17 protein-coding genes are annotated in these 21,879 nt (G+C 69.3%); 3 read left to right on the top strand and 14 right to left on the bottom strand.

Going from position 1 to position 21,879, the window contains the following annotated elements; all coding sequences use genetic code 11:
- From FJV41_RS22625 to FJV41_RS22605, 5 genes are all read right to left on the bottom strand, one after another.
- On the bottom strand, positions 1–269 hold a 269-nt coding region (locus FJV41_RS22625; protein WP_141644604.1), incomplete at its 3' end, for an NAD(P)/FAD-dependent oxidoreductase.
- Complete coding sequence (locus FJV41_RS22620; RefSeq protein ID WP_141644606.1) at positions 266–1,975, bottom strand: fatty acyl-AMP ligase; 1,710 nt, start codon at positions 1,973–1,975, stop codon at positions 266–268. The genes FJV41_RS22620 and FJV41_RS22625, both read right to left, overlap by 4 nt.
- 44 nt (positions 1,976–2,019) lie before the next feature.
- The gene (locus FJV41_RS22615) at positions 2,020–2,298 is read right to left on the bottom strand and encodes an acyl carrier protein (RefSeq protein ID WP_141644603.1); all 279 of its coding nucleotides are present in this window, start codon (positions 2,296–2,298) and stop codon (positions 2,020–2,022) included.
- A complete protein-coding gene (locus FJV41_RS22610) occupies positions 2,291–2,866 on the bottom strand; it encodes an isoprenylcysteine carboxyl methyltransferase family protein (RefSeq protein ID WP_141644602.1) in 576 nt (191 codons plus the stop codon). The genes FJV41_RS22615 and FJV41_RS22610 overlap by 8 nt, the downstream gene beginning before the upstream one ends.
- Positions 2,860–3,945 carry a type III polyketide synthase gene (locus tag FJV41_RS22605; protein ID WP_141644601.1) on the bottom strand — a complete coding sequence of 362 codons (1,086 nt, stop codon included), beginning with the start codon at positions 3,943–3,945 and terminating at the stop codon, positions 2,860–2,862. The genes FJV41_RS22610 and FJV41_RS22605 overlap by 7 nt, the downstream gene beginning before the upstream one ends.
- Before the next feature lie 240 nt (positions 3,946–4,185).
- Here FJV41_RS22605 and FJV41_RS22600 point away from each other — a divergent pair, with 240 nt between their 5' ends.
- Positions 4,186–5,310 (top strand): energy transducer TonB, encoded by a 1,125-nt coding sequence (locus tag FJV41_RS22600; protein ID WP_141644600.1) that lies wholly within the window; start codon positions 4,186–4,188, stop codon positions 5,308–5,310.
- Here FJV41_RS22600 and FJV41_RS22595 read toward each other — a convergent pair.
- Both FJV41_RS22595 and FJV41_RS22590 read right to left on the bottom strand, forming a co-directional pair.
- Complete coding sequence (locus tag FJV41_RS22595; RefSeq protein ID WP_246137353.1) at positions 5,207–6,757, bottom strand: MXAN_6640 family putative metalloprotease; 1,551 nt, start codon at positions 6,755–6,757, stop codon at positions 5,207–5,209. The two genes, FJV41_RS22600 and FJV41_RS22595, sit on opposite strands and share 104 nt — an antisense overlap.
- The gene (locus tag FJV41_RS22590; RefSeq protein ID WP_141644599.1) at positions 6,754–7,545 is read right to left on the bottom strand and encodes an HmuY family protein; all 792 of its coding nucleotides are present in this window, start codon (positions 7,543–7,545) and stop codon (positions 6,754–6,756) included. Before FJV41_RS22590 ends, FJV41_RS22595 begins: the two co-directional genes overlap by 4 nt.
- 218 nt (positions 7,546–7,763) lie before the next feature.
- On the opposite strand from FJV41_RS22590, the gene FJV41_RS22585 reads away from it, so the two are divergent.
- Positions 7,764–8,471, top strand: a complete 708-nt coding sequence (locus FJV41_RS22585) for a siderophore-interacting protein (protein ID WP_141644598.1) — start codon at positions 7,764–7,766, stop codon at positions 8,469–8,471.
- 10 nt (positions 8,472–8,481) lie between these two features.
- Here the strand turns inward: FJV41_RS22585 and glgC are convergent, their stop codons facing one another.
- Positions 8,482–9,729: a glucose-1-phosphate adenylyltransferase gene (glgC, locus tag FJV41_RS22580; RefSeq protein WP_141644597.1), complete on the bottom strand. Its 1,248-nt coding sequence runs from the start codon at positions 9,727–9,729 to the stop codon at positions 8,482–8,484.
- 124 nt (positions 9,730–9,853) lie between these two features.
- A complete protein-coding gene (locus FJV41_RS22575) occupies positions 9,854–10,264 on the bottom strand; it encodes a hypothetical protein (RefSeq protein WP_141644596.1) in 411 nt (136 codons plus the stop codon).
- Between the two features lie 156 nt (positions 10,265–10,420).
- Here FJV41_RS22575 and FJV41_RS22570 point away from each other — a divergent pair, with 156 nt between their 5' ends.
- Positions 10,421–12,337 (top strand): glycoside hydrolase family 2 protein, encoded by a 1,917-nt coding sequence (locus tag FJV41_RS22570; protein ID WP_220137881.1) that lies wholly within the window; start codon positions 10,421–10,423, stop codon positions 12,335–12,337.
- Between the two features lie 124 nt (positions 12,338–12,461).
- On the opposite strand, the gene FJV41_RS22565 is transcribed toward FJV41_RS22570, so the two are convergent.
- The 5 genes from FJV41_RS22565 to nagE form a co-directional block, all read right to left on the bottom strand.
- Positions 12,462–15,062 (bottom strand): chitinase C-terminal domain-containing protein, encoded by a 2,601-nt coding sequence (locus FJV41_RS22565; RefSeq protein ID WP_141644594.1) that lies wholly within the window; start codon positions 15,060–15,062, stop codon positions 12,462–12,464.
- Between the two features lie 165 nt (positions 15,063–15,227).
- The gene (locus FJV41_RS22560; RefSeq protein WP_141644593.1) at positions 15,228–15,791 is read right to left on the bottom strand and encodes an RNA polymerase sigma factor; all 564 of its coding nucleotides are present in this window, start codon (positions 15,789–15,791) and stop codon (positions 15,228–15,230) included.
- A 142-nt stretch (positions 15,792–15,933) separates the two neighbouring features.
- Complete coding sequence (locus tag FJV41_RS22555) at positions 15,934–18,633, bottom strand: beta-N-acetylhexosaminidase (protein WP_141644592.1); 2,700 nt, start codon at positions 18,631–18,633, stop codon at positions 15,934–15,936.
- 68 nt (positions 18,634–18,701) lie between these two features.
- A complete protein-coding gene (locus tag FJV41_RS22550; RefSeq protein WP_174454176.1) occupies positions 18,702–20,075 on the bottom strand; it encodes a carbohydrate porin in 1,374 nt (457 codons plus the stop codon).
- Positions 20,076–20,160: 85 nt separating this feature from the next.
- A complete protein-coding gene (gene nagE, locus FJV41_RS22545) occupies positions 20,161–21,876 on the bottom strand; it encodes an N-acetylglucosamine-specific PTS transporter subunit IIBC (protein ID WP_246137352.1) in 1,716 nt (571 codons plus the stop codon).
- Between the last annotated feature and the right edge of the window lie 3 nt (positions 21,877–21,879).

The raw sequence follows: 21,879 nt of genomic DNA, 5'->3' as shown, positions 1-21,879 counted from the left end.
GGCAGGAGCCCCTCCGCCATGCTGCCATCCTCCTGCACGTAGCGGATGCCCACGAAGGGCGAGCACTCCGCGCGGTCCAGGTGCGCCAGCGCCCCCAGGCGCTCCAGCGCCGCGAGCCCCGAGGGCATCAGCCCCTCGCCGCACGCCTTGTCCGCGGGCAGCGTCGCGCGCTCCAGGACGACGGTGTTCAGCCCGCGCACCGTGGTGTGGATGGCCACCGCCAGTCCCGCCGGCCCTCCTCCCACCACGGCCACGTCATACCGTCTCACGTCTCGTGCTCCGCCCGCGCCATGGCCAGCGCGCTGCGCGCCATCTCCACCGCCATGCCCACCATGCCCACCTTCTTCGGCGGTGACAGCTCTCCGGACAGATAGCGGCGCAGCGCCTCGCCCCGGCGCAGCTTCCCGCTCGACGTCCGGGGCAGCGTCCCCGCCTCCAAGAGCTTCACCGTGTGCGGCCGCACCCCCGTCGCCTCCACCACCGCCGCGCGGATGCGCTCCTCCACGTCTGCTTCCGCCGCGTCGCCACCGCGTTCCGCGAGGATGAGCAGCGCCTCGTCCTGGCCTCCCTCGGGCGTGAAGCCCAGGGCCACCGCGCACCCCGTGCGCACGCCCTCCACGGACTGGAGCGGCTCCTCGAACGCCTGCGGCGCGTGGTTGGCGCCCCGGATGATGACCACGTCCTTCGCGCGGCCCGTCAGGTACAGCTCGCCGTCCGCGATGAAGCCCAGGTCCCCGGTGTCCAGCCAGCCATCCAGCGTCAGCGCGCGCCGCGTGGCGAGCGCGTCACCGAAGTAGCTCGTCATCAGCGACGGGCCTCGCGTGAAGACCCGGCCCACGCGCCGGTCCGGCTGCACCGCGCCCTGCTCGTCGCGCACCTCCACCTCGAAGCCCGCCACCGGCGCGCCCACGCTCACCAGCAGCCGCGCGCCCGCCTCCGCCCGCCCCTCGCTCGCCAGCACCGTCGGGTCCACGCCCAGCGAGCGAGGCCCCCGGCCCTCCGGAGGGAAGGTCACCGCGAGCGACGCCTCGGACAGCCCATACACCGGACGCAGCGCCCGCGCGGAGAAGCCCCAGCGCTCGAAGCGCTCGACGAACCGCTGCAGCGTCTCCGCCGACACCGGCTCCGCGCCGTTGAGCGCGTGCTTCCATGACGACAGGTCCACGCCCTCCATCTCCGCGTCCTTCACCCGCTTCAAGCACAGGCCATAGGCGAAGTTCGGCGCGGGCGAGATGAAGCCCCGGTGCCGCGACAGCGCGCGCAGCCACAGCGCGGGCCTCGCCAGGAAGACCTCCGGAGGAATCAGCACCAGGTGCCCGGGATAGTGCAGCGCGGACAGCAGACAGCCGATGAGTCCCATGTCGTGGTACAGCGGCAGCCAGCTGACGCCCACGCGCGGCGTCTCGGGTGACGACAGGGGCATCGCCACCTCCAGCGCCATCACCTGCGACAGCAGCGCCCCGTGCGTCAGCGCCACCGGCTTCGGGTCCACCGTGGAGCCGGAGGAGAACTGGATGAGGCCCAGCGCCTCCGACGCCACCGCCACCTCGCGCACCTCGTCCCCTCGCGACACGTCGTCCACCGTGTGACAGCCCAGGCGCGGGCGGGACTTCTCCACGCTCGGCCCCAGGAGCAGCCGCACGCGAGAGTCCGTGAGGACGAGGCTCGCCTCCGTCACCTGGAGCATCCGCGCCGTGGCCCGGTGGTACTCATCCAGACGCCCCAGCCGGACGGGCGGATACAGCGGCACCGGCACCGCGCCCGCGAGCAGCGTGCCGAAGAAGGCATCCATGAAGCCCGGCGAGGTGGGCAGGAGCAACGCCACCCGCTCCCCCTCGCGCACCCCCAGCCGCGCCAGGCCCGCCGCCGTGCGCCGCGCGCGGCGGTACACCTCCGCCCAGGACAGCGACTCCTCGCGCTCGGCCGCGTCGACGAACGTCAACTGGAAGGGCGTCCGGCTGGCCGCCGAGAGCATCGCGTTCACCGTGGGGAACCGCACCTTCGGCAACGTCGGACCTCTCACGAGCGGACCTCCGTCGGCGTGCGCGCCGTCGTGGCGACGCGGCGCTCCACCAGCTTCGCCAGGTCCGCCACCGTGCGCACCCCCTGCGCGTCCTCCTCCGACAAGCGGATGCGGAAGCGGTTCTCCAATCCCACCGCCAGTACCGTCAGCCCCAGGCTGTCGAGTTGCAGGTCCCGGACGAGGTCGTGCTGGGGCTCCACCACGCCCTTCCACTCCAGCTCATCGGCGGCGATGCGACGAATCTCCGCCAGGACTTCCAGTTCGAGCTCAGCCACGGGGCACCTCGGGAAGGAAACGGGGGCGGTGGGAGAAGGCGCGCGCGTACGCGTCCCCCAGCGCCGCTTCCTCCGCGCGGATGCGCACGGAGAGCAGCACCAGGTTTCCCACCGAAAAGAACACGGCCGTCCACCACGCGCCGTGGATGAGCGGCACACACGCCAGCTCCAGCACCACCGCGACGTAGTTGGGGTGACGCAGGAAGCGATACGGCCCGCCCACCACCGGCGGCAGGTCCGACACGACGATGATGCGAGAGTTCCAGCGCGGGCCCAGCGTGGAGATGGCCCAGTAGCGCAGCCCCTGCGCCACCACCGCGCCGCCCAGCGCCGCCCCGCTCCAGCCCCCCAGGAAGGGCCGGTGCAGAAGGAACACCTCCGCCACGCACGCCGCGAGGAAGAGCGAGTGGAACACCACCATGAAGCGGTAGTGGCGCTGTCCCGTCTCCACCCCACCCCGCGCGAAGGCCCACGCGGCGTTGCGCTTGGAGAGCACCAGCTCCACCAGCCGCTCCACCCCGAGCAGGCCCATGTACCCCAGGAAGACGGCCTGTGTGGCGGTCACCATCGCAAGAGCACCATCTCCGCGCAGAAGCCCGGGCCCATGGCCATCATCAGTCCGTACTCTCCGGGCTTCGCCGTCACCTTCTCCAGCGTCTCCCCCAGCACGAACAACACCGACGCCGAGGACAGATTCCCCACTTCGCGCAAAGACGCCCACGAGCGCGCCAGCGCGTCCTTGTCCAGCTCCAGCGCCTCCTCGAAGGACTCCAGCACCTTGGGCCCGCCGGTGTGCGCCACCCAGTGACGGATGTCACCGCGCTTCAAACCCTGGGACGCGAGGAAGCCGTCCACGTTGCCCTGGATGTGGTCCTTCACCAGTTGGGGCACCTTCGCGGACAGGACCACCTTGAAGCCGGAGTCGACGACGTCCCAGCCCATGATGCGCTCGGAGTCCGGATAGAACACCGAGCGCGACGCCACCACCCGGGGTCCCTTCGCGCCCGGTGCCTGGGCGCCCCTCAGCACCGCGCACGCCGCGCCGTCACCGAAGAGGCCGGAGGCGATGATGTTGGGGATGGACAGGTCCTCGCGCTGCAGCGTCAGCGAGCACAGCTCCGCGGAGACGACGAGCGCGGTGTGCGTGGGGAAGGCGCGCAGGTAGTCCGCCGCCCGCGCCATGCCCGCCGCGCCCGCGACACAGCCGAGCCCGAAGATGGGCGTGCGCTTGAAGTCCTCGCGGAAGCGCAGCCGGTTGGCCAGCCGGGCCTCGATGCTGGGCGTGGCGATGCCCGTCACCGTGACGAAGAAGACGTGGTCCACGTCGGCCGGCGTCAACCCCGCGTCGTCCAGCGCCTGTCGCACCACGACTTCGCTGAGCGCCGTGGCCTCGCGAATCCAGGCGTCATTGCGCTGCTGGAACGTCACGAGCGCCGGATACGCGTCGATGGGCAACGCCAGGTAGCGGCCTCCCACCTGCACGGCGCGGTGCAGGTCCTCCAGCCGCTCCAGGTTGAAGTGCCGTTTGGCCCACAGCTCCCGGAAGGCCGCGATGAGCTGCTCCTGCGAGGCGTAATGAGGCGGGAGTGCGCGCCCCACCGAGCGGATGAAGGGCGCGCTGCTGTCCTGGCCGGATGCGCTGTACATGAAGGTCTCGGGTCCGTGCGGCGGTCAGGAGGACACGCTTAGCTGGAACTCGGGACAGACGCGATATGCCTCGCACCCACTTGAACGAGTCCTGACGCCTCGCGCGCCTCGTAATGTCGCGCGGTCGACGGCGAATTCCTCCCCGGGGAAGGGGAGGCTGGACTCCCTGTCACACCCCGGACAGCACCTCCCCGCCCGCAACCTTGGACATGCCTTGGGCAAGGGCTAGCGTGGGCGAGGATGCGTCCACTGCATGTCGTTCTCTGTTCGCTGCTGCTCGGAGCCACCGCGTGTGGCCACTCCGCCCGCATTCCCTCGCTGCCCGCGAGCCATGGGCACCTGTCGCGCGCCATGGCGCACTACCTGGACCCGATGGTCGAGCCGGAAGAGGCTTTCAGGGGCGGGGCCGGCCCGCTCTATGACCCCGCGCCGACCGTCGTCGTGGAGCCGGCGCAGGCTCGGGCCATCTTCGCCGAAGCGGTCCAGGTGCTCTCGGGCACGGCGACCGAGGAGCAGGTGAAGCAGGCCGCCCAGGACCTCAGCGCGGCCTGTGACGCGGAGCTGGAAGAGGCGTGCACGTACCAGCGCGAGCAGTACCAGCGCCCGATGAAGCTCGAAGGCAAGTCGCCCGAGATGCCCCGGGAGGCCATGCTCAGGGGAGCCATGGCCGTGGCGGTCGTCTCCGGTCGCCTCGGGACGGACGGCATCGTCAGGGACATCCGGGTGCTGGAGGTCGCGCCCTACGGGCTCACGGAGGCCCTGCTCACCACGATACGTGGGTCGAAGTACCAGCCGGTGATGCTGGCGGGACACCCCATCGAGATTCCGTATACCTTCCAGCTCAACGCGACGTTCAGCCGCGCGGACCTCACTTCCCAGCAGGAGCTGGAATGGGCTCGGACCCGGGCGCAGAGATTTCCGACCAGCCCCTCCGCCTGGGCGCACCTGGCGCGGGTGCTCGCGCGGGATTTGCCCGAGGACCCTTGGTATGCAAACGCGCTGCGCTACCTGAACCTCACGTCGCCCACGTACTGGTGGGCCGCGACGGAGCTGGCGTGGCTGCATGCCAAGGCTGGCCGTTACGCGGAGGCAGAGCCGCTGGTGCGTACGGCCCGGAAGACCGGCTCCCAGAACCCCTACGTGCTGGAGACGGCGGCCCTCGTGGCGTTCCACCGGGGACAGTGCAAGCGGGCCGTGATGGACCAGCACCGCGCCATCGCGAAGCTCCCCGCCGAGTGGCCCCAGGAGGAACAGGCGCGCTTCAAGAGCGCGCTGGCGGAGTACCAGCGCCAGTGCCCGTCGGACGCGCCCGCTCCGGCACCCGCGCCCGCTCCGGCACCCGCGCCCGCTCCGGCCGTGCACTGAGCGCAAGCAACGCCAGCACCAGTGCAGCCCATCCCAGGCCGCTCGGCGCCGCGCTACAGCCCCCTTCGTCCTCGGGGTCCTCGGGCTCGGGCGTCACGTCGACACACGGCGCACCCGCGGGGTCCGCCGTGAGGCAGAGCGTCCCGTAGCGGCCCACGCCCTCGTGGCGACCATCCACCACCGCGATGATGACCTCGCTCGCATCCGACGCGTCCACCTTCGCGGACAGCGCGCCAGTCCCCTCCGCGCGTGACACGCGGAGCACCGCTGTATCCGTCACTGCCGCCACCAACAGATGCAGCTTCGCGGGGTCCTCGCCGGCCTTGAGCACATACGTGGCCAGCACCTCCGCGGAGCCACCTGGCACCGTGAAGTAGCGCGTCGACGCGGTCGTCACCCGGACATCCGCCTCCTCGGTGGGCAGCGTCCTGGCCGACGGCGCGAGCCCGTCATACCCGCCCCCTCGCGCATAGCCCTGCTCGACGCGCGCCCGCGCACCCGTGGCGAGGTTCCACTGCGAGAACTCGGCGAAGGCCGTGTCGAAGTCCGCGCCCCACTCGCGACGCAGCACCGTGTCCAACAAGATGGCCCAGGGCGCCGTCGGCGCGACGAGGCTCTCCTGCCACATCGCCAGGATGACCCTGTCACCGAAGCGCTCACCCAGGTACTGGAAGAACACCCCCGCGCCATAGCTGAACGACGCGGCCGGCCCCGTCGGGTCCAACACGAGGCTGCGGTCCGTCCGGGACAGATACGACGACGTGAACTGCTCCAGGTCATCGAGCGTCGCGTCGAAGCGCTCGCTGGCCCACACCGCCGTGCCCTCCGACGCCACGCTGCCCAGCCCCGGCCGATAGGCCGCCTGCACCGCGTGGAAGAACTCGTGGCTGGCCAGGATGCTCACCGCCTCCTCGAAGGAGGGGTAGTCGTACCCCGCGAAGTCGTTCTCCTGGAGCATGTGCCCCGCGCACTTCTGGTCCACGCTCTCGCAGCCATCCAGCCGGAACGCGCCATCCGCCCGGCCCGCGAAGTCCACGAGGTACACGTCGAACAGCCCATCACCGCCGTTGTCCGCCCCCACCGACGCATCGTCGCGCGGCAGGAGGAACCCCAGCCCGACATAGAAATCCGCGACGCGCTCATAGGCCCGCCCGACGACGTCCACCGCGTCGGGCACGCCATTGCCATCCGCGTCCCCCGGCGGCACCGCGTTGAGCCCGACGCGCGAGAAGTGGACCCGGAAGCGCCCCCCCGGGGACACCGCCGACTCCACCTGCTCGTCCACGCCGAAGCTCGGCGGTACCGCCTGGGGTGAGGTGGGGCGCGCTCCAGCCTGCTGCCCCGCTCGCGACCCGGCGAACGTCTCCGGAAGCTCATGCGGCTCCCGCGATGCCTGCACGGGGCCACAACCCAGGGGAAGAAGCAGGAGCCACGCCCCGAGCCTCATGGCAGGAACGCCCACTTGATGCGGATGGAGCCAGAGCCGCTCGGCTGCGGCACCGAGTGCGTCTCGTTGCAGACCTGCTGCGCCGCGGGCTCGTAGTACCCCGTCACCTCCAGCTTCACGTGACGGCCGTCCGCCAGCCGGACGATGAAGATGCGACCCGTCATCTCCACGCAGCTCTGGTACGTCCAGAAGCCACCCAGGAGCGTCGCGGGCCCGCCCAGACCGGAGTCGTCGGGGATGAGCGTGCAGGTGGAATCAAACCACGCCTCCGTCTTGAACTCCCCGGCAGCGCTCTTCGACGTCACCGAGGCGAACGTCGTGCCCTCGGGCGTGTTCGCCACCGAGACGCAGGACGGCCCGGACGTGCCGCTGTTGACGCGCATCGTGTAGCGACGCACCGCCAGGTCCCACTCCGTCGACGCGAGCGCCGCCTGGTCACTCACCTGCACCTGCGTCAGCCCCGTCGGCGTGAAGCGCAGGTACGTATAGGACATCGTCGGCGTCAGGCCACCCGCGCGCGAGTCCACGAAGGTGTGGAACTCACCAGCCGTCGTCCCCTCCTCGCGAACTTCACCCGTGGAGACCGCCGTCAGTAGCGTCAGCCGGTCGATGGTCTGCTCGGTGCAGGTCACCTGGCTCGCTTCACAGACCTCCGGCTCGGGCTCCACCTTCGGGTCGTCCTCGCCGCAGCCCGCAAGCAACGCCAGCGACATCCCCACGGCCACGAGGACCCACAACCCCTGCTGTCCGGCGCGCCTCGGCAGCGCCTGCTCGTTATCGCTCATCATTCCCTGATTCCTCTCCCTGTGCGGACTGCGTGACGTGACTCCCAGAGCACGCGACTCCAGGTTTTCTTGTCGAGGGCCCCGCCGCGCTCTCCGACGCTCAGGCACCACTTCCACGCTTCCGCGAAGCACTGCCCACTCGACAGGACGACAGTCTACTTGATAACGATTCTCATTTTCAATATTAAAGATTGAACACCGAAACCCCGACGGAGAGAGCCATGCCGGAGATGCCCGCGGTCCTCGCGAACACGTTGATGCCCTGGTTCGCGAAGCCCTCGCACATCACCCGGGTGGAGACGCTGGCGCCCCGGTTGCGTCGGGTGCGCTTCGAGGGAGAGTCCCTGCGCGGCGTCGTCCACGAGCCCGGGCAGGAGGTGGAGTTCCGCGTCAGCGAGACGGCGTTCCGCCACTACACGCCGTCGATGATGGACCCGGTGACGGGGGCGATGGAGGTCGTCTTCTTCCTGCATGGGCAGGGGCCCGGCAGCGCGTGGGCCTCAGCGCTCCAGCCGGGAGACACGGCGGACATCCTCGGGCCTGGAGGCCGGCTCGGCGTGGACGAGGAGGCCCCCGCGCACGTGTTCCTGGGCGACGAGACGTGTCTGGGGTTGTTCCAGGCGATGATTCGCGCCCTGCCCTCACCGCTGCGGCTGCTGGGCGCCATCGAGGTGGAGCCGGGAGCGGAGGACTGGCTGGAGCGGGTGGGCGTGCCCCTGACGGCCGTCACGCGCGAGCACGGACAGCCGCGAGGCGAGGCGCTGCGAGCGTGGCTTGGGCGCAACGTGCTTCCGGGCGCGACGTGTTACCTGGCCGGGCACGCGGGCTCCATCGTCACGCTGCGCCAGGAGCTGCTGGAGCGGCACGGCGTCTCGCGCCGCTCGGTGCGCAGCAAGGCCTACTGGGCGGACGGCAAGCGCGGGCTGTGAGGCACGCGGCTCACTCGAAGCGGTAGCCCTTGGGCACCACGACGATGCCGCTCTCGGTGACGGTGAAGCCGCGCGCCCTGTCGGCCTCCAGGTCGTAGCCCACCTTCGCGTTGGGAGGCACGCGCACGCCCTTGTCGATGATGGCGTTCTTCACCTGCGCGTGCCGGCCGATGTCCACCTCGTCGAAGATGACCGAGCGCTGCACGCTCGCGTAGCTGTTCACCCGCGCGCGGCGGAAGAGGATGCTCTCGCGCACCACGCCGCCGGAGATGATGCAGCCACCGGCCACCATGGAGTTGAGCGCGCGCCCCACCCTGTCCCCGGCCTCGTGGACGAACTTGGCGGGCGGGCTGTACTCGCTGGCGGAGCGCAGCGGCCACTCGGCGTTGAAGATGTCGAACTCCGGGTTCACCGACACCAGGTCCATGGACGCCTCGTGGTACGCGTCCAGCGTTCCCACGTCGCGCCAGTAGGTGTTGGGCGCCGTCTGGCCGGGGATGGGGTTCTTGGCGAAGTCGTAGGCCTGGATGTGATAGCCGTCACGCAGCGCGCGCGGCAGCACGTCCTTGCCGAAGTCGTGCTGTGAGCCCTCCGTCTTCGCGTCCACTTCCAGCAGCTCCGCGAGCACCTTGCTGCGGAAGATGTAGTTGCCCATGCTGGCCAGCGCGGTGTCCGGCCGGCCGGGGATGGCCTTGGGGTCCTTGGGCTTCTCCTGGAACTCCGTCACCCGGCCCCGCTCGTCCACCTGCATGACGCCGAAGCGGTGCGCGTCCGCCAGGGGCGTGGGGTACGCGGCGATGGTGATGTCCGCGCGCTGGGACTCGTGCTGCTCCAGCATGTGCGCCACGTTCATCTTGTAGATGTGGTCCCCGGAGAAGATGGCCATGTGCTCGGGGCGGTGGTTCTCCACCAGATGCATGTTCTGGTAGATGGCGTCCGCGGTGCCCCGGTACCAGACGGGCCCCAGCTCCTCGTACAGGTACATCTGCGCGGGCACGAGGGTGATGAAGTAGTCCGACAGCAGCACCGAGCCGAAGCGCCAGCCGCGCTGGATGTGCTCCGTCAGCGACTGCGCCTTGAACTGCGTCAGGACGTAGATGGAGTAGATGCCGGAGTTGATGAAGTTGTTGAGCGCGAAATCGATGATGCGGTACTTCGAACCGAAGGGCACCGCTGGCTTCGAGCGCCTCAGCGTGAGCGGCGACAACCGAGTTCCCTGGCCTCCGGCCAGCACCATGCCGAGGATGCGCGTACCCATGCTGAGATGTCTCCCTGAGTGGCCCCCAGTATAGGGCTCCACGAAGGGTTGTCCGTTTTCACGGCGCGCGCCCCACCAGAAGTCCTCGTGCGTCAACGCGCGGGGCCGCGAGGGCAGGTCCGACTCAGGTGGCGTCCTTCGAGGGACGGACGGAGAAGCCGTTCAGCAGCGAGCCGCCGGCCATCAGCGCGATGCCGAGGAACGACAGCCAGGGTCGCACCGGGAGTTGTTGCCGCGCACCCAGGATGACGGCGAGGCCCACGAGGCTGAGCATGAAGGGGACATAGCCCTTGCGCGGCGCCCGCCGCAGCAGGAGCCCCAGGTGGACGCCCGAGAGCCCCAGCAGCACGGGGAAGAGCCACTCCACGGCGGGCGCGCTCGCCAGCCCGACGCTTCCGAACAGGCTAAGGTACGCGGCCCAGCACATGGCGCACTTGGGGAAGAACGCCATCAGGACACTCAAGAACACGGTGAGGACCGAGCGCGCCGTCGCACCGGACAGCGGGTGCTCCGCCTCCTCATGCGGCCTGGACATGCGTCACCTCCAGCCCGTGAGACGTTGCGGGAAAGACTGTCGAAGCAAGCGCTGGAGCCCCTGCGTTCGACAGGGGTTGTCCTCCCTGTCTAGCCTGCGCCCCTGGCGGCGCGTGCCGAGGCACGGCGGACACATTCGCACTCACGGAGCATGACCATGCGGGGACAGTGGCTCAAGCAGCTGTGCGGAGGGCTGACCGTGATTGTCGGACTGGCGACGCAATCCCTTGCGGCAACTCCTTCCCAGACAACACCCACGCGCGTGGGGCCCGTGCTGGTCAACGTGGAGGCGCGCGCCGGACAGGACTTGTCGGGTGCATGGCACTGGTCCGTGGACCCGTACCGAGACGGCCTCGCGGGCTTCCATGGCGCGGAGGCCGGTCCCGGCCACCGTCGCCATGACGACGTCGATGTCGATGCCGTCACGCGCGCGAATCCCCAGGCGCTCTACGAATACGACATGCGCCGCTCGCCCGTCGTCCACCTGCCCGCCTCGTGGATCTCCCACGACGAGACGATGCGCTACTACGACGGCCTCGTCTGGTACCAGCGGACCTTCACCGCGACCAAGACCCCGGGCCAGCGAGCGTTCCTGCGCTTCGGCGCCGCGGACTACGTGGCGCGTGTGTATTTGAATGGCAAGCCCGTGGGGATTCACGAGGGCGGCTTCACGCCCTTCGCGTTCGAGGTGACCTCCTTGCTGCGCACGGGGGAGAACCAGGTGACGGTCGGCGTCGACTCCGTGCGCTCCGCCGATACCGTGCCGCCCACCGTCACCGACTGGGAGACCTATGGCGGCCTCACCCGGCCCGTGCGCCTGGTGCTGACGCCGGCCACGTACATCGACGATGCGTGGGTGCGCCTGGGCGACGACGGCCGCCTCCGCGCGACGGTGCGGCTCCAGGGCACGCGGCCCGGGGACACCGAGGTGCGGGTGCGCATCCCCGCGCTGTCCCTGACGTTGAAGGGACGCACCGGCGCGGATGGGAGCTGGACGGGCGATGCGGCGGAGCCCTCCGCCCTGAAGCGCTGGAGCCCAGAACAGCCTGCGCTCTACGAGGTGACGGTGGAGGCCGGCGAGGACCGGTTGGTGGACCGCATCGGCTTCCGGACGCTGGAAGTGAAGGGCCACGACATCCTGCTCAACGGCAAGCCTGTCTTCCTGCGCGGCATCAGCCTGCATGAAGAGGAGCTGGGCAAGAACCCCACCCGCGCCATGACTCCCGGGGCGGCGCGCGCGCTGCTCGGAGAGGTGAAGCACGGCCTCCACGGCAACTTCGTGCGGCTGGCCCACTACCCCCACTCGGAGGTCATGACGCGCATGGCGGACGAACTGGGGCTGCTCGTCTGGAGCGAGATTCCCGTCTACTGGCGCGTCAACTTCGCCCGGGGCGAGACGCTGGAGACCGCGCGGCGGATGCTCGCGGAGAACATCCTGAGGGACCGCAACCGCGCCTCCATCGCGTTCTGGAGCGTGGCCAACGAGACGCCCGTGAGCGATGCGCGCAATGCCTTCCTCGCGCGACTGGCGGCAGATGCGCGAGCGCTCGACGACACGAGGCTGGTGACGGCGGCGCTGCTCATCGACCGTGTCCAGGAGAAGGGCCAGTCGGTGATGGTGGTGAAGGACCCGCTGGTGAGCCACCTCGACGTGGCGGCGGTGAACACCTACAACGGCTGGTATTCCGACGACGCGCTGGCGGACCTGCCAGGCATCGGCTGGCGCAACGACACGGGCAAGCCGCTCGTCTTCTCCGAGTTCGGCGCCGACGCCCAGGCGGGATTCCACGAGCCTGGGCTGAAGCGGAAGTTCTCCGAGGAGTTCCAGGCCGAGTACCACCGGCAGACGCTCGCGATGAGCGAGAAGGTGCCCTCGCTGCGCGGCCTGTCGCCCTGGGTGCTGAAGGATTTCCGCTCGCCCCGGCGCCAGCATCCCGTCTACCAGCAGGGGTGGAATCGCAAGGGACTGCTCTCGGAGACGGGACAGCGCAAACAGGCCTTCGACGTCCTCGCCGAGCACTACCGCAAGCTGGAGGCACGACAGGCCCAGCCCGAGCAGGCCCGCGCGCCCTGACAGCGTGCACTCCACTTGCGACGCGCGTCCACGAGGAATCCCAGGGGCCTTACTCCTCCCCTGGGCCTCGCCCCCACGCTGGCCAGCGTCCAGCGGAGAGACCCGGACCGGACGCGCGCTCCGTTCAGCGGGCGTGGTTCTGCTTCAGGCCATACGTCTTCCCGCCAAAGGCCAACGTGTAGTTGGAGGGACTGGCGATGGGGAGCTGATACGTGAGCTTCACGGTGGCGGTGCTTCCGTTGGGGATGCCCTGCCAGGTGGGGACGGTGAGCTGCACCCGGTGGAAGTCTCCCTTCAGCCCACCCAGGTTGGAGCCCGAGTGGTCACTGCGCACCAGGCTGAGCGTCCAGCCGGACTGCTGGGCCAGCGTCGCGGGCGTCGAGGTGCCGTAGTCGAACTGGAGCAGCGCGCCACCGGGGATGGCCTGACCGGAGTTGTTGGTGAGCCGCAGCGTGGGAGAGATGGGGTAGTTCGAATCCCCCAGCGCGTAGTCCACGAGCTCCACGGTGACATCCAGCGTGTCGGTGGGCATGCCCTGATTCGCGCGGACGTTGCGGTACGGCGTCGCCGTCTTGAACTTCTCGTACAGCAGCCGCGTCAGCGTGTGGCCCATGAAGTACTCGCCCTGCCCGTTGGCGCGACTGGGGTCGAAGGCGTAGTCACCCGCCAGCTCCCAGAACATGAGTCCGCCGATGCCCCGGTCCACCACATACTGGGCCTTCACTCCGAGCGACTCCTCGTCCTCGGTGGACAGGAACACCTTCTTCGTCGCGTTCCACAGCCAGGGCGACGCGAGCGCCGCGCTGTAGTTGCGTGCATACGTTCCCGTGATTCGGTCCGTGGGGTCATTCACCGGGTCCAGGCCGTACGCCATCAGGTACGAGCCCTGGCGCCCCTCCTGGAGATTCCTGGCGTGCCACAGCGGGTTGCTGCCAGAGGCGACCTCCGCGCCCAGGGAGTTCTTGTCGTGCCAGAGGTTGTCGATGCCCAACGCGCCGTTGCCGCAAGGCACCGTGGAGCCGACGCTGGAGCCGGTGCCCGGCGGGCACTTCGTCTGGTCCGGCAGCGGCGCCTTGCCCCACAGGCCGTTGGTGCCACCGGTGACGTTCTGCCAGCCGCGCGTGTAGTAGGGCACGCCCAGGTTGATGCGGCCCGCCTGCAGGGCGCCCCGGAAGTAGTGATAGGCCCAATCGGTGTTCAGGTAGCCGATGCCGCCGTACGTGCCGTACACGTTCCAGTGCAGCAGCTCTCCGTCCTTGCCGTCGTCGTACAGCGCGGCGTTCGGTCCGACGAACTCGTTCCAGGCCCCGTGCAGGTCGTAGGTCATCAAGTTGGCGAAATCCAGGTACGGCGTCACCTGGTAGGTGTCCGTGCCGCGCAGAATCCAGCCCGAAGCCGTGGTGGCCGCCGTCAGCAGGTAGTACTTCCCGTCCGCCGCGCTGGCCGCGTCCAGCTTCTCGCGCAGCGTCTTCATCAGCGCGACATAGCCACGCACCAGCCCGGCGCGCCGAGGCGTGGCGATGGCGAAGTCATCCGGGTTGCCCGCGTTGGGCATCGACGTGGCGTACTCGAAGTCGATGTCCGCGCCGTCGAAGCCATAGGTGCGCAGGAAGGCGACCACCGAGTCCGCGAAGGTGTTGATGGCCGCGGTGTTCACCGTGTTGTTGGCCGTCGTCGTCAGCGTGTAGAAGCCACCGCTGGCCACCCGGTTGCCGTTGTCATCCAGGTAACCACCCGACTCCGCCCAGCCGCCGATGGACACCAGCGTCTTCACGTTCGGGTACTGCTTCTTGTACTTGTTGAGCAGGTTGAAGTGGCCCTTGTAGGAGTACGCGGGGTCCATCTCCGCGCCGGGCACACCGGGCCACTGCATCCCCGTGGAGGGATTGTTGGCGGTGTTCGCGCCCACGGACACGCGGTTCTGCGCATCGACGTGCGCGAAGGCGTAGTTGATGTGCGTGAGGTTGCCCCACGGAATCTGGGAGACCAGGTACGCGGGCTGGCCATTCTTTCCGTGTCGCCAGCCCGTGAAGTAGCCGATGAGTCGGCGCGGATGGTCCGCGCCCATCTTCTCGCGGCCCGCCGAGTCGTAGACCTGGCAATACGGCACGCTCACACCGGGCGTCGGATACAAGCCGTCCGGTCGGCAGCCTCCGGGCTCACCCCCTCCGTTGGAGGTCGTCACCGGGAGGGCCGCGCTCACCCCGGAGAGATTCCCGGCGGCGTCTTTCGCCTTCACGGTGAAGGTGTACGCGGTGCTGGCGCTCAAGCCCCCCACCACCACCGAGGTCTCCGTCGCGGCGACAGTCGCCCCTCCCGCGACGAACACGTCGTAGCCGGTGACCCCCACGTTGTCCGTGGAGGCATCCCAGGCCAGCGACACCGTGGAAGCGGTGACGGCCGTGGAGCGCAGTCCCGCGGGGCTGGACGGAGGCTGCGTGTCCACCTCGCCCGTACCGCACGCACCCACCAGTTTGTACCAACCGCTGGCCGTGCCGAAGACAGGGTCCGCCGTCCAGATGCTGACCAGCGCCTCATAAAGGCTGTTCTGGTACACGACGCGGTCGCCGGCCTTGTAGATGGTGCTCGCGTTCCAGGCGGGATACCCGGCGCAGTCCACCGCCAGCTCTGCTTTGGCGGCCCCCTCGGGTGGCTCGGCGGGTGGCTCCGAGGACAGGCAGGCCATGGATGTGGCGACCAGGAGCATCCCGTGAAGGAATCTCATTCCGTTCTCCTTGCTTGATTGTGCACGACGGCGCGCCAGGACAGCGCGCCGGACATCGGGGCGGTCCGCCCCGGACTTGAGAGCGCGAGCACCGCGGGTTCGGGTCACCGCTCTTCGCGCTTCGCGGGCGGCGTCGGTCCTGAATCCGACAGGTGCCGGGGTGGCTCAGGCTTGAAGCGAAGCGCCACGCCGGGCGACGAGCACGCGCAGGTGGGCCCGCCCCAACCGGAGTCGACTCCTCACCGTCTCGAAGGGAATCGCCAGCGCATCCGCCAGCTCGGGCACGCTCATTCCCTGAAGGTGGTGAAGCACGAAGGCGCGGCGCTGCTCGTCGGGGAGCTGCGCGAGGAGCCCCTCCACCTGTCGGCGCAGCAGGCAGTCCTCCCTCGCCAGCTCGTCGCTGGACTCGGAGTCCCGGGCACACGCCTCATCGCGCTGACGTCGCTCGACGCGGGCCCTGCGTGAGGCCGCGAAGCTCACCCGTCGCACCACCTGGTCCGCCCAGGACGCGAAGGCACCGTCGCCCCGGTAGCCGCGCAGGCCGCGCAGGATGGCGACGAGCGCCTCCTGCGTCACGTCGTCCACCTCCGTGTCGCGGCGGACCAGGTACCGCACCCGCGTCCGGACCCGGGGCAACAGCTCCGTCAGGAGCGCGCCGACCGCGTCACGATTCCCCCGGCTCGCGTCCCGGACGCGAGGTTCATCCACACCGAGCTTGGCAGTCGCCATGGCCTCTCCCAGCCTCATCCGCGCAGGGGCGTCGGGCCCGGCGCTGCCCGGCCCACCCGGCGCTCCCGGTGGGCGGTGTCACCTGTCGAGGACGCGGCACCCTCACCCCGCGAAGCGGAGAAGCAGCAGGGTGCCGCCCCCGTCAGTTCAGCTCGACCTCTCGACTGCTCCGGCCATCACTCGCCCGAGCGCGCAGCAGCACCCGGCCCGGGGCACTCACGGGCTCCGAGTAGACGGCCCAGCTCCGGCCGCCATCCACCGAGTACTCGATGACGAGGCCCGGGAAGCGCACGTTGGCGTGCACCTTCCCGCCCGTGCGCCGAGCCCCAGGCAAGGGGATGCGGTAGTTCACCCCCACGCTGTCGGGCAGCTCGCCGCGCACGTCCACCGGGCGATAGGCGCCCAGCCGAGGCAGCACGGACTGTCCCAGGCTGTTGGCGAAGCGAGCCCACAGCGCGGGCATCTGGTCAGGCGCGGGCAGCTCCGGGTTCCAAGCGCGCTCCGCCACGCCCAGTATCTTGGGGAACGCCAGATACTCCATCACCTGCGGCGTCTTGACGTTCTCCCCGAAGAGCAGCCCGTGCATGCCGAGGATGTTCTTGCGCCCCGCCTCGGTGAGCCGCTCCTTCGTCGCCCAGGCGCTCGGATCGATGGGGTTGCCCATCCGGTCCGCCGTGCCATTCACATACACATCGAACGGCCGATACTCGAAGGTCTTCTTCTCGTCGACGAAGTTGGCCCAGTAATAGCCGGGCTCGTCCGGGTCCTTGTTGTACGCCAGGTCCATGTAGAGGTTCGTCGCGTGCGACAGAATCACGCGGTAGCCCTGGTTCGCATACCGGTACGCGTCGTCCTCGCGCCCCCAGCCCCACACGTTGCTCCACGGCATGGGGATGAAGCCCGGCAGGTCCAACCCGTGGTGGATGATGTCGTCCCAACCCGTGGCCGCCGCGCCCGTCGCGGTGATGAGCCCGCCCCAACGCGTGAAGAACCGGTTGAAGAGCTGCACGTCCGTGAGGCCACGCGTCTCCGGGTTCTGCTGGCACACCGGCGAGCCCTGCCACCACACATTCGCCGCGAGCGACGGCAGCTCGTCGCCCCCCGCGTGGATGGCCAAGAGCCGCGCCCCGGGCACCGCGTCGTGGCGAGCCTTCAGCTCCTGGGCCACCTTGGCCAGGAAGGCATAGGTCGACTCCAGGCAGGGATTGACGAAGTTGTCCGTGTAGCCCTGCACGCTGGTGTGCACCGAGGTGTCGGCCGGGTCCACCAGGCGGTACTCCGCCGCGCGCACCGGGTCCGTGCCCTGGTACTTCCGGAAGCGGTACTCCATCGCCTTCACCGCCGCCCGCGCGTGCCCCGGCATGTCGATTTCCGGAATCACGTCGATGTGCCGCTCGGCCGCGTACGCCAGCAGCTCCTCGTAGTCCTTCACGGTGTAGTAGCCATGGCCCGCGCCCACGAAGTTGAGCGTCGCCCGCTCGAAGCCCTGGTAGCGCGGCGCGACTCCGCCGTTGGCCTCGGTGGGCGACTCCGGCTTGAAGGCCACACCGTCTCCCTGCGCCAGGTCGCCGCCACTGCCCAGACCGATTTGCAGCATCTGGGCTTCCTGGAGGTCATAGCCGCGCCGCGCGCCGTAGGCGGTCAGCTCGGGGATGCCGGGCACCTCGATGCGCCAGCCCTCGTCATCCGCGAGGCGCAGGTGAAGCGCGTTCACCTTGTAGTGCGCCAGCACGTCGAGCAGCTTCTTCACCGTCTCCTTCGTCTGGAAGTGTCGTGCCACGTCCAGGCTCATGCCCCGGTAGGCGAAGCCCGGCACGTCGGTGATGCGCACGCGGGGCAGCGACAGCGCGGCGGGCCTGCTCGTGGGATTCACCGAGGCCGCGTACGCCTCCACCGGCACCAACTGGCGCAGCGTCTGGATGCCGTAGAACACCCCCGCCGCGTCCGAGCCCACCACCGACACGCCCTCTGCCTCGACCTCCAGCACGTACCCTTCCGCGTCCGTGTCGCCATCGCCGTCGACATCGAGCGCCGAATCGATGCTCAAGCGGATGCGCTCCGAACCCGCGTCTCCCCGGGCCTCGCGCGTGGTGATGGACGCAGAGAGCACATCTCCGAGCGACGCGGCGAGATAGGCCGCCTCGCCTCCGAGCCCCGGCGCGTGGAGAATGCCCACCGCGCCACGCAGCACCACCTCGCCCTCCCGGACGTCCACCTGACGCGGGGTCGGCAGCAGTCGCGCCTTCAAGTCCAACGACTGGAAGGAGGGGTTCTCCTCGTAGCGCAGCGCCGGCGTCTGAACGGGCAGCACGTCTCCCTCGAAGCGCGTCGTCTGCTTCGGGTCCGCCGCATCCAGACGCACCGTGGCGGGCACCGCGAGCGAGAGGTCCGCCCCGAACGGGCCGCCCTCGAAGACGATGTGGAACCCGGCGGGCGCGTCGGACTTCAGGACGGCCCAGTCGGAGGCCAGCACCGACAGCTTCCGCTTCCCGCCAGGGCGAAGGGGTACGAAGCCCGGCAGCGGCTCCAGCACATAGTAGTCGCCGCTCTTCGCCACTCCGGCCCTGGAGAGTCGGATGCCCTGCGCCGCGAGCGCCTGGATTCCCGTCTCGTCACCCTCCCCTTCGTCGAGGATGCGGCGCACGAAGCTGAAGTAGAGCTTCCAGCCCCGCGAGCCCAGCTCCCGCTCACCCCGGTTCTCCAAGGTGAATTCGGAGCGGAAGAACTTCCAACTGCCCACCGAGTTGTCCACCGGCTGCCACTCGACGGTCAGCTCCGTCGGGCGACGGCACGCGGACAGCAACAACGTCACCATCGTGAGGCACAACACGAGCCGCTTCATCGGGTCTCCCTTCGCCACGTCGAGCGTGGTCCTGAAACGAAACTGTGGATGGGGTGTCGCGCGGGAGGTCAGAGCCACCACTCCACGCGCGCGCCCAGGTAGTGGCCCACGGTGGAGCCGCCCACCGTCTGGAGGTACGGCGAGATGAGCCGGTCGACGGACGCCTGGTTGTAGACAGCCAGCGTGTAGAACAGCCGCAGGTGCGGCCGGGCCCAGACGTCGCGCTTGCCGGTGGGCACCAGCGTGGGCACCAGCGACAGCTTCAGCGCCGTCCCGTACCGCTGATGTCCCTCGCGGAAGCCCTGGAAGCTCGCCTCGTTGACCAGGTGGAACTGGTCATGGAGGTACAGCGTGCTCTGCGCGCCCAGCGCGTACTCGACATAGCGGTCCGTCACCGCGCCGCTCGCGCCCCGGCCCGCGTGCAGGGTGCCGTAGGCGTTGACGCTCAAGAGCGGGTTCACGTTGTAGAGCAGGTGGTTCACCACCTCCACGCCATACGCGCCCGAGTACCGGCCATTCGCCGCGGGCAGCCCATACGTGTTCCACGTCGGAAGCCCCGCGAGGCTGCCATTGGCGATGCGGCTGCCGATGCGCACCGAGGTGTCATTGAAGCTGCCGTTGCCAAGCTCCACGTGCCCCTTGACGCCTCCCACCACGCCCACGTCCGGCGGTAGGATTCGCGCGTCGGCGGGAGCGAGCGAGGCCGCCTCGGGCAGCGCGTGAATCTCCGTCAGCAGATGGATGGCGTGCTTGCTCTGGAAGGTGTGCGTGTACTGGCCCACGATGACGGTGCGCTGACGGCGGCGGTCCGGCTCGCCATCGCCATCCGTGTCCACCGCGTACTCCGCGAGCGTGGCGGAGGTCTGGAGCAGCACCGCCACGTCGATGGGCCCGTACTGAACTCCCAGCCCCTGCGCGGACAGGTTGTTGAAGTACCAGTAGTCCGCCAGATACACGTTCGTGCCGCGATAGAAGCGCACGCCGCCCCAGAACTTCAGGCCGGGGACCAGGATGTTTCCCGCCGCGACGTAGGCCTCTCCCAACTCCAGCGCCAGCGTGGAGCTGAAGCGATTGCTCGTCAGGCCGATGAACAGGCCGTTGTTGGCCCACATCGCGGGCGTCAGCACCGCGTAGGCGTAGGGCGCATCCACGCTGCCCTCGGCCGGCTTGAGCAGGTGCAGCTTGAGGGAAGGCTCCAGATAGTCGCCCTCCTCCAGCCGTCCTCCCACGGAGCGGCCCGTGAGGTTGAACGTCTTGCCCTGGATGAACTCGCCGCTGGTGGGCGCCCAGCCCACGCCGACGCGGCCGTACATGGAGAAGTCGAGCCGGTCCGCCAGGGATTGCGCGCTCGAGGGAAGTGCGAACAGCAGGCAGAGCGCGGCCAACAGCGGACGCGAGGAACGACCGAGGAACAACGGGACTGAGGGGCCACCGGGAATCATGTGTGAACCTCCGGGCAAGGCACGGCCAGCACCCCTCCCGAGAGAGGGGTTCATTCGGTTGGAAGAGAGAATGGGGAGTCGGGTGCTAGAGCATCGCGCGCAGCTCGTCCGCGACACGCTCCGCGGTGGGACCGAGGATGACCTGCACGCTGCCGCTGACGGGCTTCACCACGCCTCGCGTCCCCAGCCCCTGAAGCTTCGCGTCATTCACCAGCAACGCGTCCGCGACGCTCAGCCGCAGCCGCGTGGTGCAGCTGTCCACGACGCGCACGTTGGCGGCGCCACCCAGGGCGTCGAGCATGGCCCTCGCCAGGGTGCGGTGCTCGGCCCCGGGCGCCGCGGCGCCCTGGAGCGCCTGCTTCACCTCGGCGGCGAGCTGGTCCGCCTCGGGACCGATGATGACCTGCACACTTCCTCGCGCGGGACGCAGCACACCGCGCGCCCCGAGCTGCTTGAGCGTGGCCTCGTCCACACGCTCCGAGTCCACCACCTGGAGCCTCAGGCGCGTGGTGCAGGCGTCCACTTCCTTCAGGTTGGCCACGCCTCCGAGCGCCTTCAGGTACGCCTCGCCTCGGGCCAGGGCCGGAGCGGGAAGGCTCCGGCCCTCACTCGGGGCACTCACGGCGGCGAGCTCATCCTCGCGACCGAGTGTCTTGAGGTTGAAGCGGACGATGATGAAGCGGAACACGCCGTAGTAGACGCCGAAGTAGGCGAGTCCCACGGGCAGCAACATGAGCGGCTGGGTGGACTTGCCGTAGTTCAACACGTAGTCGAACAGCCCCGCGGAGAAGCCGAACCCGAGCTTCACGCCGAGCACGTTCATGATGACGTGCGACATACCCGTCAGCACCGCGTGGAGCAGGTACAGCGGCGGGGCCAGGAACATGAAGGCGAACTCCACCGGCTCGGTGACGCCCGTCAGCGCGGAGGTGAGCGCCATGGACAGCAGCACGCCGCCTACCCTGGCGCGATTGCGCTGGGGTGCCGCGTGATACATGGCAAGGCACGCCGCCGGCAGACCGAACATCATCACCGGGAAGAAGCCCGCCATCATCGCGCCGGCCGACGGGTCCCCGGCGAAGAAGCGCTTCAGGTCTCCCGTCACGCCGTTGAAGTCGCCGAGCACGAACCAGGCGAGGTTGTTGATGATGTGGTGCAGCCCGGTGACGATGAGCAGTCGATTGAAGAAGCCATAGAGGAACAGCCCCAGTCCTCCGGCGGAGACCACCGAGCGGCTGGCCCCATCCAGCCCCAGCTCCACCACCGGCCAGGCGAAGCCGAACGCCAGGGCAAACAGCAGACAGGCGAAGCCGGTGACGATGGGAACGAACCTGCGCCCTCCGAAGAACGCCAGGTACTCCGGCAGCTTCGTGTCCTTGAAGCGGTTGTAGAGCAGGCCCGCGCTCAGGCCCGCGAGGATGCCGGCCGGCGTGCTGATTTTCGCCGCCAGCCGCGTCTTGAAGGTGGACAGCGCCAGGTCTCTCGCCGCGCCCTCCAGGCCCGCCGTCACCTCGGGCGGAATGGTCACCAGCGCCTGCGTGCCCTGGATGATGATGAAGTAGCCCACCGCGCCCGCAAGCCCCGCCGCGCCATGGTTCTCCTTGGCGAAGCCGACGGCCACGCCCACGGCGAACAGCAGGCCGAGGTTCGAGAAGATGGCGTCTCCGGCCGCCGCGACGAAGGCGATGTCCAGCAGGTCCGGCTGCCCCAACCGCAGCAGCAGGCCCGCGATGGGCAGCACGGCAATGGGCAACATCAACGCACGCCCGAGTTGCTGCACTCCAGCAAACGAGTTGCTCACCAC

The organism is Myxococcus llanfairpwllgwyngyllgogerychwyrndrobwllllantysiliogogogochensis (assembly GCF_006636215.1).
Lineage (GTDB): Bacteria > Myxococcota > Myxococcia > Myxococcales > Myxococcaceae > Myxococcus > Myxococcus llanfairpwllgwyngyllgogerychwyrndrobwllllantysiliogogogochensis.
Note: the sequence above shows the minus strand (reverse complement) of the source record. Positions and strands in the feature narration are given on the sequence as shown.

Excerpts from the sequence above, each read along its gene's own strand:
- FJV41_RS22620 (WP_141644606.1), bottom strand. The coding sequence starts at position 1,975 with ATGCTCTCGGCGGCCAGCCGGACGCCCTTCCAGTTGACGTTCGTCGAC.
- FJV41_RS22610 (WP_141644602.1), bottom strand. The coding sequence starts at position 2,866 with ATGGTGACCGCCACACAGGCCGTCTTCCTGGGGTACATGGGCCTGCTC.
- FJV41_RS22605 (WP_141644601.1), bottom strand. The coding sequence starts at position 3,945 with ATGTACAGCGCATCCGGCCAGGACAGCAGCGCGCCCTTCATCCGCTCG.
- FJV41_RS22600 (WP_141644600.1), top strand. The coding sequence starts at position 4,186 with ATGCGTCCACTGCATGTCGTTCTCTGTTCGCTGCTGCTCGGAGCCACC.
- FJV41_RS22595 (WP_246137353.1), bottom strand. The coding sequence starts at position 6,757 with ATGAGGCTCGGGGCGTGGCTCCTGCTTCTTCCCCTGGGTTGTGGCCCC.
- FJV41_RS22590 (WP_141644599.1), bottom strand. The coding sequence starts at position 7,545 with ATGATGAGCGATAACGAGCAGGCGCTGCCGAGGCGCGCCGGACAGCAG.
- FJV41_RS22585 (WP_141644598.1), top strand. The coding sequence starts at position 7,764 with ATGCCGGAGATGCCCGCGGTCCTCGCGAACACGTTGATGCCCTGGTTC.
- glgC (WP_141644597.1), bottom strand. The coding sequence starts at position 9,729 with ATGGGTACGCGCATCCTCGGCATGGTGCTGGCCGGAGGCCAGGGAACT.
- FJV41_RS22575 (WP_141644596.1), bottom strand. The coding sequence starts at position 10,264 with ATGTCCAGGCCGCATGAGGAGGCGGAGCACCCGCTGTCCGGTGCGACG.
- FJV41_RS22570 (WP_220137881.1), top strand. The coding sequence starts at position 10,421 with ATGCGGGGACAGTGGCTCAAGCAGCTGTGCGGAGGGCTGACCGTGATT.
- FJV41_RS22565 (WP_141644594.1), bottom strand. The coding sequence starts at position 15,062 with ATGAGATTCCTTCACGGGATGCTCCTGGTCGCCACATCCATGGCCTGC.
- FJV41_RS22560 (WP_141644593.1), bottom strand. The coding sequence starts at position 15,791 with ATGGCGACTGCCAAGCTCGGTGTGGATGAACCTCGCGTCCGGGACGCG.
- FJV41_RS22555 (WP_141644592.1), bottom strand. The coding sequence starts at position 18,633 with ATGAAGCGGCTCGTGTTGTGCCTCACGATGGTGACGTTGTTGCTGTCC.
- FJV41_RS22550 (WP_174454176.1), bottom strand. The coding sequence starts at position 20,075 with ATGATTCCCGGTGGCCCCTCAGTCCCGTTGTTCCTCGGTCGTTCCTCG.